Origin of the sequence: Streptomyces sp. NPDC014889 (genome assembly GCF_043081205.1) — a bacterium.
GTDB lineage: Bacteria > Actinomycetota > Actinomycetes > Streptomycetales > Streptomycetaceae > Streptomyces.
Map to the genome: position 1 here is coordinate 238725 of NZ_JBIBWH010000004.1, position 13334 is coordinate 252058.

A 13334-nucleotide genomic window follows, 5' to 3' on the forward strand; every position below is an offset into this window, starting at 1 on the left:
CGGCCGAGCGCCCTCACACACATCAAGCCTCCGCTGTGCGGCGGCCGGGCGCCAACGAGAAGCCCTAGCGGACGCCCTCCCACAGCAGGCGTTCCTGCCCGCGTGGGTCGTTCTCCGGGGTGGGGTCCTCGGTGAAGACCATGGTGGTGCGGGTGGTCCTGTCGTAGGCGGGCCAGCCGGGGTCGCCGGTCTTCGCGAAGGCCAGCCAGGCCGTGTGCATCGCGTCCGCGAGGGGCTGGGGTGGGTGGGCGCCCACCAACGGGGTGTACGAGGGGTCCTGGAGGCGGTTGAAGACGAAGGGGAGTTCCAGGGCGTGGCAGGCGCCCAGACGGCCGGCGAACTGCGGGGACCGCCAGGCGAATTCGTACACGTGGGAGCCCGGGACGGATTCGGCCAGGCGGATGGCGGGGACGCGGTAGAACCAGTCCGTCGCCACCGCGGAGAGGAGTTCTCCCGGGCCGGCGGCGGGGCGGGTCGCCCCGTAGACCGGGAGGGCCTTGGCCGGGTCCAGGCCGTATGCCGTCGTCGCGGTGCGGAGCCCGGCCTCGGAGATCATGTCCAGGAGGCCCGTGGGGACCAGGAACAGCCGGTTCTCCTCGCGGTTGCTGCCGATCAGGAGGTCGACGCCGCAGTCGGGGCCGGGCAGGGACGGGCCGGCCATGACCGGTTCGAACGGCATCATGTTGAGCACCGCCTCGCCCCACAGGGCCGGGTCCGGGCGGGTGCCCACCTCCGCGCGGAGTTCGGCCTGGGCGGGGAGGAGGCCGGCCAGGGGGACCGCGGCGAAGGCCTCCGGGGTGGCCTCGATGCCGAGCTTCGCGGCCAGCCGGGACGTGATCAGGGCCGCCGAGGCCGGACGGAGGAAGTGGTGGCAGGCGCCGCTCTGGAGGATCGCCCGGCGGAACAGTCCGCGGGCCATGCCGGTGGCCAGCAGGACGCCGATGCCCATCGCGCCCGCCGACTCGCCGAAGACCGTCACCCGGTCGGGGTCGCCGCCGAAGGAGGCGATGTTGTCCCGGACCCAGCGCAGGGCGGCCACCTGGTCAAGGAGCCCGCGGTTGTCCGGGACACCGGGCAGGTGGAGGAAACCGTCCGAGCCCAGGCGGTAGTTGAGGGTGACGCAGACGACCCCGCCGCGGGCGAAGGCGCTGCCGTCGTACCCCGACGCCGAACCTGAGCCGTTGGAGAACGCCCCGCCGTGCAGCCACACCATCACCGGCAGACCGGCCCCACGCTCCGGGGCGGGCGTCCAGATGTTGAGGTTCAGACAGTCCTCGCCGGGGATCTCGTTCTCCGGAATGAGGGCGTCGAAGGGCGGTGCGTAGGGCGCGTGCGGCGCGGTCGGACCGTGGGCCGTGGCGTCGCGCACACCCTGCCAGGGCTCCGGCGGGCAGGGCGCGAGGAAGCGGCGCGGGCCGAAGGGCGGGGCCGCGTACGGGATGCCCAGGAAGGACGCCACGCCGTCCGCGGAAGTGCTCCCGCGGACGGCGCCCTGCTCGGTGGTGCGGACGGTCATGCCGTGAGGATCCCCAGCAGGGCCGCGCCGAACTCCTCCGGGCGTTCCAGATGCACCGCGTGCCCGGCGTCGGGGACGGCGACCTCGCGGACCGTGCCGCCGTGCGCCGCGTACCGGTCCAGAACGTGGCGGGTCTGCGCCACCATCGGCTGGGCGGGCGTCCCGTCCCAGCCGGGCACCGCGCCGATCGCGCCCAGATGCGCCAGGTCGAACATCGAGGTGTCCGAGACGATCACGTCGTCCTCGCCGCGGATCCACAGCACCGGCGGCTTGGGGTCGATCAGATGCAGCTCGTCGAGGCGGAAGCGGAGCGGGGAAAGGCAGTTGAGGACACCCCGGGTGCCGGGAGCCACGCCCGGCCAGGACGCCGACGGCACGCTGTCGCCCGGGTAGTGGTCGTCGCCGGTCCGGGTGGTGAGCATGGAGTCGACGTAGGCGTCCTCCTGCTCGCCCTCGGGGCGCCACGGCGGCTTGACGTAGCAGGTCGCCAGGACGGAACGGGGCGCGACCGGGGAGTCCTCGCCGCGCTCGCCCTTGGCCAGCAGCGCGACGAACTCCGGGTTGGCCGTGCCGCCGCCCGAGCCCGCCCCGTCCTCGGAGTTGAGGGTCCCGTCCACCCCGTGCGTGCCGCCGAAGCCGTACGGGGAGACCGGGTTGACCAGGGTCAGGGAGCGCACCGCGGCCGGGTGGTCGCTCAGGTACTGCATGATCACGCCGCCGCCCATGGACCAGCCCACCAGGTGCGCCCGGTCGATTCCGAGGGCCGCCAGCAGCGCGGCGAGGTCGTCGGCGTGGTCGCGCAGGCCGCGCGTGGCGTCGATGGGCAGCGGATCGGTGCCGCCGAAGCCGCGCAGGTCCGGCGCGATCGGGCGGTAACGGTCCGGCAGCTGGGCCATGACGGGGTGCCAGAAGGCGGAGGAGGAGACGTTGCCGTGGACGAAGACGACCGGTTCGCCCTCGTCCCGGACGTCGGTGATCCGGACGGTGAGACGGTCGGTGGGTACCCGGCGGGTGCGGATGCTGCTGGTCATCGTCATCTGATCCTTTGGTCCTTTACGAGAGCCAGGTGGCGATCTGGGCGGCGGCCGAAGCGTTCCAGCCCAGCTCCAGGTGGTTGGCGCCGACGATGGTGGCGGTGCCGCCGACCGTGGCGACGCCGGTGGTGTCGAGCGCGCTGGAGATGAAGACGACGCCGTCGCTCGGCCCGCGGTTCTCGTTGAAGATGCCGACCACGGTGGGGGATCCGCCGGCCAGCAGGTAGGTGGTGACGGAGGCCGGTACGCCGGCGTCGTGCAGCGGCTTGATCAGCGAGCCGGCGTCGATGGCGGCCTGGATGCCGCTGCCCGCGGTGTAGAAGCCCTGGCCGCCGTAGTACGTCGTGTACCAGTCCTGCGCGGCGCCGTCGACTCCGTACTTCCCGTCCCAGCGGGCCAGCATCTGCCGCTGGCCGGGGTAGTTGTCGTAGCCACCGGAGGGCGTCATCGAGAACTCGGGGTGCGCGGTGTACAGGCCGTAGCAGGTCATCCGCGAGTGCGGGGAGGGCGCGTTGACCGTGCCGCCGCACTCGGGCCAGATGGAGAAGTCGTGCGCCCAGCCGTGCGCGTACGGATAGTCGTAGCCGCCGTTCGGACCGCCCACGGTGATCAGCTTGCGCACGTCACCGGCGTACGCCCGCCCCCAACTCGGCTTCAGCGACGACACGTAGGCGCGGGTCGACATCTCGCCCTTGCTCCAGCCGACGAGGTCGACCTTGGTGACGCCCAGCTTCGCCTTGATGGCGGCGATGGCGTCGCCGACGATCTGCGCCTGCATCAGGTTGTCGCCCTGCTTGTGCGCGAAGCCGACGGCGAAGACGCGGTGGCCGCGTGCGGACAGGTACTGCATCAGCCCGGTGGACGGGCAGGACAGGGCGCCGCAGCCGTAGCCGCCCGCCTCGCCCGGGTTGGCCCAGGCGCGGTCCGCGGTGTCGTTGGCGCCGTGCACGAGCAGGACCGGTGTGGTGCGGCTGCCGGTGTTCCAGCCGGGGGCCGAGTAGAGCAGGAAGCGGCTGGAGGACGGGCGGGAGACCCCGCCGAAGTACGTGACGCGCTTGCCGTCCTGGTCGCCGCGGCCGTCGGCCGGATAGCCCTCGGTGCGGAATCCGGGGGTGGTGTCGAGGTAGCGCTCCACGCGCTCCCAGCCGTTGGTGACGGTGCCGGCGCCGTAGCTGGCTTCGAGGGTGAGGTAGGAGGGCGGTGCTTCGGCGGCCGACGCGGTGCCGGCGCCGGCCACCGGTCCGGCCGCCACGGCCATCAGCAGGGCGAGCAGCATCCGCCACCGGCCCGCACGGCTTCGTCTGTTCGGCATGTTCCCGCCCTCTCCTGCGCGCATCCACGACTCCGTCCCCTGCGGCGGCCCACACTAGGCACGGGGCAGGGAGGGAGGGCATGTGTGCGGAGCCCATAAGGAGGGCGGTCTGTATGGGGGGACAACCTGTGCGGTCCCCGGCCGGGTCGGGCCACCACTCCGGCCACCCAAGACGAAGACCTGGTCGGGGAAGAAGCAGTTGGCGACCACGGCGAGGCAGCCCATCGACGTCCTGGCGAGGATCGCCCGGCACGCCGCGGGAGTTGACCCTGGCGAGGAGCTTCGGCGCCTCGCCTGATCGGCCAGGGTGAGCAGCATGCGCGAGGTGATGTCCGGCGAGCAGGCCGGCCGGCGGGCGGCGACCGCGGGGCAGCCGCGCCGTCGTCGTGCGCGGGCCGGCCCGCCGGGCCGGGCCGCCCGGACCCGGTCTCGGGGTCGCGTGCCACCATGGACGCGCACCGCACGGCGGGGAGGCGCGTGCGGCACGACGGACGGGGGTGGCGTGGAGGGGGAGGTTCCACCGCGGGCCGGGCGCGGGGTCCGCGAGGTGTGCGAGCAGGGCGCGCGGCTGCACGAGGCGGCGCGGAACCTGCGCACCGACCACGCCGCCGCCGTGGCCGCCGTCCGCGCGGCCTTCGAGCCCCTGCAGGCCGAACTCGTCGCCCTGGAGCTGGAGTCCATCCCCGTGGCCCGGCTCAGGGACGCCACCGACGGACGGCTGCGCCTCGGCGCCGTGGAGGCGGCGGGCCTGCGCACGGTACGCGCGGTGCACGAGGCCGGCCGGTACGAACTGCGGCAGGCGCCCGGCGTGGGCGAGCAGACCGCCGACCGGGCGCTGGCCGCCGCCCGGCAGATCGCGCGGGCCGTGGCCGACACCGTCACCGTCCGCATCGACGTGGACCACCCCGAACCCCGCACCACCGCCCTGGTGACCGCCCTGCACCGGCTCGTCGAGGCCGGCCCCGAACTGCGCCGCGCCCTGGACACGGCAGAGCGGCTGGACACCCGGCTGGCCGAGCTGCTGCCCGCGGCCCGCCCCGCAGGCGGGCGGCTGCGGCTGGCGCTGGCCCGCCGCGAGCGCCGCGAACGCTCCCTGGCCGCGGCCGCCGGACTCGGCGCGCTGCTCGCCGACGCGGCCGCCACCGACGTACGCCTGCTGCTCGCCCAGGCCTCCACCGACCTGCTGCGCCCGGCCGCCTCCGACGTCGAGGCCTGGGTCGACTTCGAGCTGCGCCCCGCGGAGTACTACGGCCTGCTCGCCGAGGTCTCCGAACAGCGCCCGGACACCGCCGCGAGCGAGGGCTTCGTCCCGTCGGAGGTGGCCGAACGGGTCCACGCCCAGCGGCTCGACGACACCCACTGCCGGGTCTCCCTGCGCGGCTACCAGGAGTTCGGCGCGCGCTTCGCCCTCGCCCAGCGCCGGGTGGTCCTCGGCGACGAGATGGGCCTGGGCAAGACCGTGCAGGCCGTCGCCGCCCTGGCCCACCTCGCGGCCGAGGGGCACAGCCACTTCCTGGTGGTCTGCCCGGCCGGCGTCCTCATCAACTGGACCCGTGAGATCCGCGCCCGCAGCACCCTGCGCGCCGTCGCTGTGCACGGCCCGGACCGGCAGGAGGCGCACGCGGAGTGGCGCGAGCGCGGCGGAGTCGCCGTCACCACCTTCGACGTCCTGCACACCCTGCCCGAGCCCGACGGCACACCGCCGGGCATGCTCGTCGTCGACGAGGCCCACTACGTCAAGAACCCGGACACCCGCAGGTCCCGCTCGGTCGCCGTGTGGACCGGACGCTGCGAGCGCGTGCTGTTCCTGACCGGTACGCCGATGGAGAACCGGGTCGAGGAGTTCCGCGCCCTGCTGCGCCACCTCAGGCCCGACCTCGTGACCACGGTCGGCGGCACCGAAGCGGCCGCCGGACCGCACGCCTTCCGCCGCGCGGTGGCCCCCGCCTACCTGCGCCGCAACCAGGAGGACGTGCTCACCGAACTGCCCGCGCTGGTGCACACCGACGAGTGGGTGGAACTCGGCCCCGCCGACCGGGCCGCCTACCGCGAGGCGGTCGCCGAGGGGAACTTCATGGCGATGCGCCGGGCCGCCTACACGGATCCGGAGACGTCCGCGAAGCTGCGGCGGCTGCGGGAACTCGTCGCGGAGGCCGCCGCGAACGGGCTGAAGACCGTGGTGTTCTCCTACTTCCGGGACGTGCTCGACGCCGTCCGCGATGCCCTGGGCGACAGCGCGTACGGGCCGATCTCCGGGAGCGTCCCCGCGGCCCGCAGGCAGCGGCTGGTCGACGACTTCACCGGGGCGCCCGGCCACGCCGTGCTGCTCTCCCAGATCGAGGCGGGCGGCGTCGGCCTCAATCTCCAGGCCGCCTCCGTGGTGATCCTTTGCGAACCGCAGGTCAAACCGACCCTGGAGCACCAGGCCGTGGCCCGGGCCCACCGCATGGGCCAGATCCGCGCCGTCCGGGTCCACCGGCTGCTGGCCACGGACAGCGTCGACGACCGGCTGCTGCGCATCCTGGCCCGCAAGGAACGGCTGTTCGACGCCTTCGCCCGACGCAGCGACATGGCCGACGCCACCCCCGACGCCGTCGACATCTCCGACACCGGCCTCGCCCGCCGCATCGTCGAGGAGGAACAGCAACGCCTCTCCGAACACACAAAGGCCGGCACGCCCTGACCCACCGGACCGTCAGATCCGGGCCGAGCGGCCCCGAGCCGGGGCGGGCCGTGGGGCGGTGTTATGGCTGGGCCAGGCCCGACTTCAGGCCTGCGCCGCAGAGGGGGACCACCGCCGACTTTCCGCCGAGGGCGCCTTCGCGGACCGCCGCCCAGCAGGCCGCGCCCGTCGACTCGACGTACAGGCCGCGGGAGGCGAGGTCGAGTTGGGCGTGGCGGATTCCGTCCTCGGTCACGGTCAGGAAGGTGCCGCCCGAGTCCCGTACCGCGCGCAGGATCTGGCGGGCCCGGGGCGGGCGGGGAATCGCGATGCCCTCGGCGTGGGTGGGGGCCACCGGGGTCGTGCCGGTGAGTTCCTCCGCGCCCTCCGCCCAGGCGTGGGCGAGCGGGGCGACCGCCGCCGCCTGCACCGCCCACAGCGCCGGGCGCCGGTCCAGCAGACCGGCCCCGAACAGCTCGGCGATCGCCAGCGCGGCGCCCAGCAGCAGTGTGCCGTTGCCCACCGGCAGGACCAGGACCTCCGGCAGGCGCCCCCCGAGGTCCTCCCACAGCTCGTGCACATAGGTCTTGGTGCCGTGCAGGAAGTACGGGTTGTAGACGTGCGAGGCGTAGAAGGTGTCCGGCTCGTCCGCGGCGCGCTGCGCGGCCCGGCCTGCCGCCTCGCGGTTGCCGTCGACCAGCTCCACGCGGGCGCCGTGGGCCTCGATCTGCTCCAGCTTCTTCGCGGACGTGCCGAGCGGCACGTACACCGTGCACGGCAGCCGCGCGCGGGCGCAGTACGCGGCGACCGACGTGCCCGCGTTGCCGCTGCTGTCGGCGACCACCCGGCGCGGGCCGGAGAGCAGCGCCAGTTCCGCCAGCAGCACCGCGCCCCGGTCCTTGAACGACAGCGTCGGCATCAGGAAGTCCAGCTTCGCCGAGACCTTGTCCGTCAGCGGCACGAGCGGGGTGCGGCCCTCGCCGAGGGACAGCGTGGGCGCCGGCATCGGCAGCGTCTCCGCGTACCGCCACAGGGAGTTCACCCGTCCGGTGAGGGACTTCAGGGACGCCGGGGTGGGGGAGAAGTCGAGGTCGAGCGGACCGTGGCAGGTCGGGCAGCACCAGGCGAGGGAGTCGCCGGGGACGCGGACGCCGTCGGTGGGGCAGTAGCGGTCCGGCAGAGGGCTCATGTACGCAGGTTAAGGGGAGGTGTTCGCCGAAGCCCCGTCATTTCACCGGCACGGCACATCAGTCCCCTCGGCCCCGCCTCCCCGCCCCCGTCGCCTCCGCTTCAGGTCCCACGGAGGTGTGAGGTCGGCCGTCGGGGGCAGAAAGCGCCTGGGCATGCCTTCGCGCTCAGCAAGTCATCACTTCGAGTGATTCTCTGGCCCTTGCTTGCAAGTACAACCCGCGGTTGCCACGCTGTTGCTGTCTGTACAACTCGATGGGAGCGGCCAGTGACTTTCGGTGAGCAGCCGGCGTACCTGCGCGTCGCGGATGATCTCCGCAAGAAGATCGTCGACGGTCTGCTGCCCCCGCACACCCGGCTCCCCTCACAGGCCAGAATCCGCGAGGAGTACGGCGTCTCGGACACGGTCGCGCTCGAGGCCCGCAAGGTGCTGATGGCCGAGGGACTGGTCGAGGGCCGCTCCGGTTCGGGGACGTATGTGCGCGAGCGGCCCGTACCGCGCCGGGTCGCCCGTTCCGGCTTCCGTCTGGCCGGCGGCGCCACGCCGTTCCGGCAGGAGCAGGCCGACGCAGAGGCCCGCGGCACCTGGGAGTCCAGCAGCACGCAGGCCGAAGCGAGCGGCGCCATCGCCGAACGGCTCGGCATCAGGCCCGGCGACCGCGTGATGCGCACCAAGTACGTGTTCCGTGACGCCGGCGAGGCGATGATGCTCTCCACCTCCTGGGAGCCGCTCGTGCTCACCGGCCGCACCCCCGTCATGCTGCCCGAGGAGGGCCCGCTCGGCGGCATGGGCGTGGTCGAGCGCATGCGGGCCATCGAGGTCATCGTCGACAACGTCACGGAGGAGGTCGGCGCCCGCCCCGGCCTCGCCGAGGAACTGCACGCCCTCGGCGGCGTCCCCGGCCATGTCGTGGTCGTCGTCCAGCGCACCTTCTACGCCTCCGGCCGCCCCGTGGAGACGGCGGACGTCGTGATCCCCGCCGACCGGTACCGGGTGGCGTACCACCTGCCGGTGAGGTAGGGGACCCCGGGCAGGCGACGGCGGCCGGAGGGACCGCGGGGCGGACGCCGCTCCGGAAGCGGTGATTCCCCGGGGGTGGTGCGCGCCCCCGAGCGCGCCCCGGCTGCCCGCGCCGCCCGCCCTGCCTGCCGTGCCACCTCGCCCGGGCGCCGCATTCCGGCCGTTCTCGCAGGTCGCCATCGCGCCTGCCGCATGGCCCCGAGCGGATGTCCAGGGGCCCTCGCACGGCGCGTTCGGCTCCGTGCGCCCCCGGGCGGCCGCATCCCGTACTGGCCGGTTGCCTACCTCCTTGTGAAAAGCCGTATTCGCTGCGTAAAGGTTGGGCGTAGGCTCAGGCATATGCGGAGTGCGGTTTCCTCAACGGGCGGGACGCGGCGGGGGCCGGGAGCCGGACGCACAGGGGCGGGAAGGAGCAGTGGGGCGCGATGAACGACGGCACGATCACCCTTCCCTGGCTCGTCGTCCGGCAGGACGACAACGGCAACCGTTACAGCGTGGGAAGGTACGCCACCCGCGCCGAGGCCCAGAAGATCGCGGAAAGCCTCGACGGTCCGGACACCCAGCTCTACTGGGTCGAGCGCATCGGGCAGAACGCGGGCGGCGACGGCTGACGACTTCGCCGTGGGCCGGCCCGCTCCCGTAGGCTCCGGCGCATGAGCGAACGGATCGTGGTGGTCGGTGCCGCCCTGCTAGACGGCGGCCGCCTGCTCGCCGCGCGCCGCAGCGCGCCGCCCGAGCTGGCCGGCCGCTGGGAGCTGCCCGGCGGCAAGGTCGAGCCCGGTGAGCGCCCCGAGGCCGCGCTCGTGCGCGAGTTGCGCGAGGAACTCGGCGTCGAGACCGAGACCGTCGAGCGCGTGCCGGGCCGCTGGCCCCTGCGACCGCCGTACGAACTCCAGGTGTGGACCGCGCGGCTGCGCCCCGGCTCCGCCGACCCCAAGCCCCTCCAGGACCACGACGACCTGCGGTGGCTGACCCCGGCCGAGATCTGGAGTGTCCCCTGGCTGGACCAGGACGTGCCCGCCGTGCGGCAGACCCTCGCCCACCTCGGCGCCGGCCCGGCGGACGGCGCCCCGGGGGCGTGAGCCCCACCGTGGGCTCCGTCAAAGTCTTTGGGTGCGCGGGACGTAGGGCGCGCTCCGGGTACGCCGTTCGTGCCACAGCGCACCCTCGCACGCGGTACTGCCCCTCGGATCGCGGTACTGCCCGCCGGATACCGGGTATGACCCCTTTGGTCCCATGAAACCGGACATGGGTGGCTGGCCTGCGAAGTGAGCGGCGTGCCCGGGAAGTGAACGGCGTGATCGACACCGATGGCGACATCGCCGAGTGGTCCTTTCCCGCGGATCCCGGCGCGGTGCGCACGGCCCGCGCCGCCGTCCGCGGCAAGCTGCGCAGCTGGGACCTCGACGCACTCGGCGACACGGCGGCCCTGCTGGTGAGCGAACTGGTCACCAACTCCCTGCGGTACGCGACCGGTCCCATCGGCGTTCGGCTGCGGCGCTCCCCGGACCTGCCCGAGGTGCTCCTGGTCGAGGTCTCCGACCCGCTGCCCGAGCCGCCCCACGAGCGCCCGGCCCGCGCGGACGACGAGTCCGGCCGCGGTCTGCAACTGGTCGCGTCCACCTCCCGCCGCTGGGGCACCCGGCCGGACCACGCGGGCAAGACGGTCTGGTTCGAACTGGCCGTGCCGGACTGAGCGGCGCGATGTACGGACCGTGTGCGGAGCCCGCCGCGCGGGCCGCCGCGGAGGCAGCGCCGCACAGCGGCGGGCAGCGGTCCGCGACGGTTGTCCGCGAGCGGGATTCGACCGGGTCCTGCCTGGTTAGAAGACTGTTGGTGTTGTCACAGGCCGGACCGGAATGCATCGGGACGGTCCTGTGATCGTGAACACCGTGTCGTGCGGCGCCGTAGTGCTGGATACTGCGGGCAGCCGCCCCCGGTGACCGGTGCCGGACGCGGTGAGCTGGAGGGGACGGTTCGCGTGAGCGAGATACCAGCGAAGGCCACGGAGTCCGAGGACCCGTCGGACGGCGCGAGGGCGGGATCCGCGGGCGGCGGTGCCGCCGACGGCGCGCCGTCCGCCGACGCGATGTGGCAGAGCAGCCCGCCCGGCTCGATGTACGACTACATCAAGGTGGCCTCCTTCTCCATCGGCCCCGACGGGCACGTCGACCAGTGGAGCCTGCGTGCCGAGCGGCTCTTCGGCATCTCCGCCGAACGCGCCGTAGGGATGGACCCCATCGAGGCGTTCGTCGATCCCGAACTGCGCGAGCAAGGCCAGCGCAAGATGGCCGAGATCCTCGACGGGCGGGAGTGGACCGGCGTGGTCCCCTTCCGGATCCCGGACGACGAGGACGGCCGGCGCGGTGAGGAGGGACTCGCCGAGGTCTATGTGATGCCGACGACCACGGTGGAGGGCGACAGGGCCGCCGTGTGCACCGTCGTCGACGTCCGCACCCTGCGGCGGATCGAGACCGACCTCGCCGCCTCGCAGGCGATTTTCGGCCAATCCCCGTTCGGTTTCCTGCTGATCGACACCGACCTCAGGGTCCGCCGCGCCAACGAGCGGTTCGCCTCCATCTTCGGCGGCACGCCGGACGACCACCGCGGCAAGGGCGTGCACGACTACCTGCCGCGCGGCGAGGCCGAACGGGTCACCGCCACCCTGCGCCGGGTGCTGGAGAACGGCCAGTCCATCACGGACATGCACGTCTCCGGCTTCGTGCCCGGAACCGAAGAGCGCCGCCACTGGTCCATCAACCTCTACCGCGTGCAGAGCGGCAGCGGCCGCCCCATCGGCATCGCCTGGCTCGGGACCGACGTCACCGCCCGCCGTGACGCCGCCCGCGAGGCCGCCGCCGCGCGCCGCAACCTCGCCCTCCTCAACGAGGCCGGCGCACGCATCGGCAACTCCCTGGACCTGGAGACCACCGCGCGCGAACTCCTCGACGTCGTGGTCCCTGGCTTTTGCGACCTGGCGACCGTCGACCTGTACCAGGGCCTGCTGGCCGGCGACGAGACCCCGCCCGGGCTCGCCGACGGCAGCGCCGAACTGCGCCGCGTCGCCTTCGCCAGCGCGGTCTCCGGGGCGCCGTTCGGCGGCACCGGCGCACACGTCGAACTCGGCGCCGTCCACCACTATCCGTTCAACTCGCCCCGTGCGGACGCCCTGCGCACCGCCCGGCCGACGACCGTGCCCGGCGAGGACGGCGGCCTCGTGCAGACCACGCTGGCCGTGCCGATGGTCGCCCACGACACGGTGGTCGGACTCGCGCAGTTCGCCCGGACCAAGGGTAGCGAGCCGTTCGGCCAGCGCGACCGCGACCTCGCCGTCGAACTCGCCGCGCGCGCCGCCGTCTGCATCGACAACGCCCGCCTGTACCGGCGCGAGCACGAACGCGCCCTCATACTGCAGCGGTCCCTGCTGCCGCCCGGCGACCCGGAGGCCTCCGGCCTCGACATCGCCTGCCGCTACCTGCCCGGCAGCGCCGCCACCGGCCGGCCGAGCGAGGTCGGCGGCGACTGGTTCGACGTCATCGAACTGCCCGGCCACCGCACGGCGCTGGTCGTCGGCGACGTCATGGGCCGCGGTCTGCGCGCCGCCGTCGCCATGGGCGAACTGCGCACGGCCGTCCGCACGCTGGCCCTCCTCGACCTGGAACCGGCCGAGGTGCTGTCCCAGTTGGACGAGATCGCCCGCGGGCTCGGCGCGCCCGGCGGTGTCCAGCAGGCCACCCGGGCCGCCCGCCGCCCCCGCGAGGCCGACCTCTCCGAGGTGTACCTGGCGACCTGCATCTACGCCGTCTACGACGCGGTCACCCGAAGGTGCACCTTCGCCAACGCCGGCCATCTGCCCCCGGTGCTCGTCGAACCCGGCGAGTCCGCGCTGATGCTGGACGTGCCGCCCGGCATGCCGCTCGGCGTCGGCGGCGAACCCTTCGAGGAGGTCGAGGTCGAACTCCCCGAGGGCGCCCTGCTGGCGCTCTACACCGACGGTCTGGTCGAATCCCGTGACCACCCCCTGGACGAGGGCCTCCAGGCCTTCGTCGGCGCCCTCACGGACCCCGCCCGCCCGCTGGAGGACGTTTGCGACCACATCCTCAACACGCTGGGCTCCCACCACGGCGAGGACGACATCGCGCTGCTGATGGCCCGCGTCCAGGGGCTGCCCGTCGAGTCCGTCGGCGACTGGGCCCTGCCGCGCGAACCCCGCAGCGTCGGGCGCGCCCGCGAGTACGCCCGCGCCCAGCTCACGGCCTGGGACCTCGAACCGCTGATCGACACCACCGAACTCCTCGTCAGCGAACTGGTCACCAACGCGCTGCGCTACGGCGAGGGCGAGATCAGGCTCCGCCTCCTGCTGGACCGCACCCTGGTCTGCGAGGTGTGGGACTCCGGCCTCGTCCAGCCGCGCCGCCGCCGCGCCCGCGACACCGACGAGGGCGGCCGCGGCCTCCAGCTCGTGGGCCTGCTCAGCGCCGCCTGGGGCTCCCGCCGTACGCCCCGCGGCAAGACGGTCTGGTTCGAACTCCCGCTGCCCGACGGGGAGAACGTCCTGACCGACCCGGCGGAGGCACTGCTGAGCCTGTTCTGACCGCGCG

At 73.7% G+C, this 13334-nt stretch carries 10 protein-coding genes; 6 read left to right on the forward strand and 4 right to left on the reverse strand.

Features of this window, described 5'->3' with window-relative positions; genetic code table 11:
• Positions 1-64: 64 nt before the first annotated feature.
• From ACF09J_RS09925 to ACF09J_RS09935, 3 genes are read right to left on the reverse strand one after another with little or no spacing between them, the layout of a single operon-like run.
• On the reverse strand, positions 65-1516 hold the full coding sequence (locus tag ACF09J_RS09925) for a carboxylesterase/lipase family protein (RefSeq protein WP_392304879.1): 1452 nt from the start codon (positions 1514-1516) through the stop codon (positions 65-67).
• Complete coding sequence (locus ACF09J_RS09930; RefSeq protein ID WP_392304880.1) at positions 1513-2547, reverse strand: alpha/beta fold hydrolase; 1035 nt, start codon at positions 2545-2547, stop codon at positions 1513-1515. The genes ACF09J_RS09925 and ACF09J_RS09930 overlap by 4 nt, the downstream gene beginning before the upstream one ends.
• A 22-nt stretch (positions 2548-2569) precedes the next feature.
• On the reverse strand, positions 2570-3862 hold the full coding sequence (locus ACF09J_RS09935; protein ID WP_392304881.1) for an esterase/lipase family protein: 1293 nt from the start codon (positions 3860-3862) through the stop codon (positions 2570-2572).
• A 502-nt stretch (positions 3863-4364) separates the two neighbouring features.
• On the opposite strand from ACF09J_RS09935, the gene ACF09J_RS09940 reads away from it, so the two are divergent.
• On the forward strand, positions 4365-6545 hold the full coding sequence (locus ACF09J_RS09940; protein WP_392304882.1) for a DEAD/DEAH box helicase: 2181 nt from the start codon (positions 4365-4367) through the stop codon (positions 6543-6545).
• Positions 6546-6606: 61 nt separating this feature from the next.
• Here the strand turns inward: ACF09J_RS09940 and ACF09J_RS09945 are convergent, their stop codons facing one another.
• Complete coding sequence (locus ACF09J_RS09945; RefSeq protein ID WP_392304883.1) at positions 6607-7713, reverse strand: pyridoxal-phosphate dependent enzyme; 1107 nt, start codon at positions 7711-7713, stop codon at positions 6607-6609.
• 267 nt (positions 7714-7980) lie between these two features.
• Here ACF09J_RS09945 and ACF09J_RS09950 point away from each other — a divergent pair, with 267 nt between their 5' ends.
• The 5 genes from ACF09J_RS09950 (at position 7981) to ACF09J_RS09970 (ending at position 13327) form a co-directional block, all read left to right on the forward strand.
• On the forward strand, positions 7981-8733 hold the full coding sequence (locus ACF09J_RS09950; protein ID WP_392304884.1) for a GntR family transcriptional regulator: 753 nt from the start codon (positions 7981-7983) through the stop codon (positions 8731-8733).
• A gap of 425 nt (positions 8734-9158) precedes the next feature.
• On the forward strand, positions 9159-9344 hold the full coding sequence (locus tag ACF09J_RS09955; protein ID WP_392304885.1) for an SPOR domain-containing protein: 186 nt from the start codon (positions 9159-9161) through the stop codon (positions 9342-9344).
• 42 nt (positions 9345-9386) lie between these two features.
• Positions 9387-9815 (forward strand): (deoxy)nucleoside triphosphate pyrophosphohydrolase, encoded by a 429-nt coding sequence (locus ACF09J_RS09960; protein ID WP_392304886.1) that lies wholly within the window; start codon positions 9387-9389, stop codon positions 9813-9815.
• 206 nt (positions 9816-10021) lie between these two features.
• Positions 10022-10429, forward strand: a complete 408-nt coding sequence (locus tag ACF09J_RS09965; protein WP_392304887.1) for an ATP-binding protein — start codon at positions 10022-10024, stop codon at positions 10427-10429.
• 285 nt (positions 10430-10714) lie between these two features.
• Positions 10715-13327 carry a SpoIIE family protein phosphatase gene (locus tag ACF09J_RS09970; RefSeq protein WP_392304888.1) on the forward strand — a complete coding sequence of 871 codons (2613 nt, stop codon included), beginning with the start codon at positions 10715-10717 and terminating at the stop codon, positions 13325-13327.
• Positions 13328-13334 lie beyond the last annotated feature (7 nt).

What these genes read in the sequence shown, in the direction of transcription:
- ACF09J_RS09925 (WP_392304879.1), bottom strand. Translation starts at nt 1,516, where the DNA reads ATGACCGTCCGCACCACCGAGCAGGGCGCCGTCCGCGGGAGCACTTCC.
- ACF09J_RS09930 (WP_392304880.1), bottom strand. Translation starts at nt 2,547, where the DNA reads ATGACCAGCAGCATCCGCACCCGCCGGGTACCCACCGACCGTCTCACC.
- ACF09J_RS09935 (WP_392304881.1), bottom strand. Translation starts at nt 3,862, where the DNA reads ATGCCGAACAGACGAAGCCGTGCGGGCCGGTGGCGGATGCTGCTCGCC.
- ACF09J_RS09945 (WP_392304883.1), bottom strand. Translation starts at nt 7,713, where the DNA reads ATGAGCCCTCTGCCGGACCGCTACTGCCCCACCGACGGCGTCCGCGTC.
- ACF09J_RS09955 (WP_392304885.1), top strand. Translation starts at nt 9,159, where the DNA reads ATGAACGACGGCACGATCACCCTTCCCTGGCTCGTCGTCCGGCAGGAC.
- ACF09J_RS09960 (WP_392304886.1), top strand. Translation starts at nt 9,387, where the DNA reads ATGAGCGAACGGATCGTGGTGGTCGGTGCCGCCCTGCTAGACGGCGGC.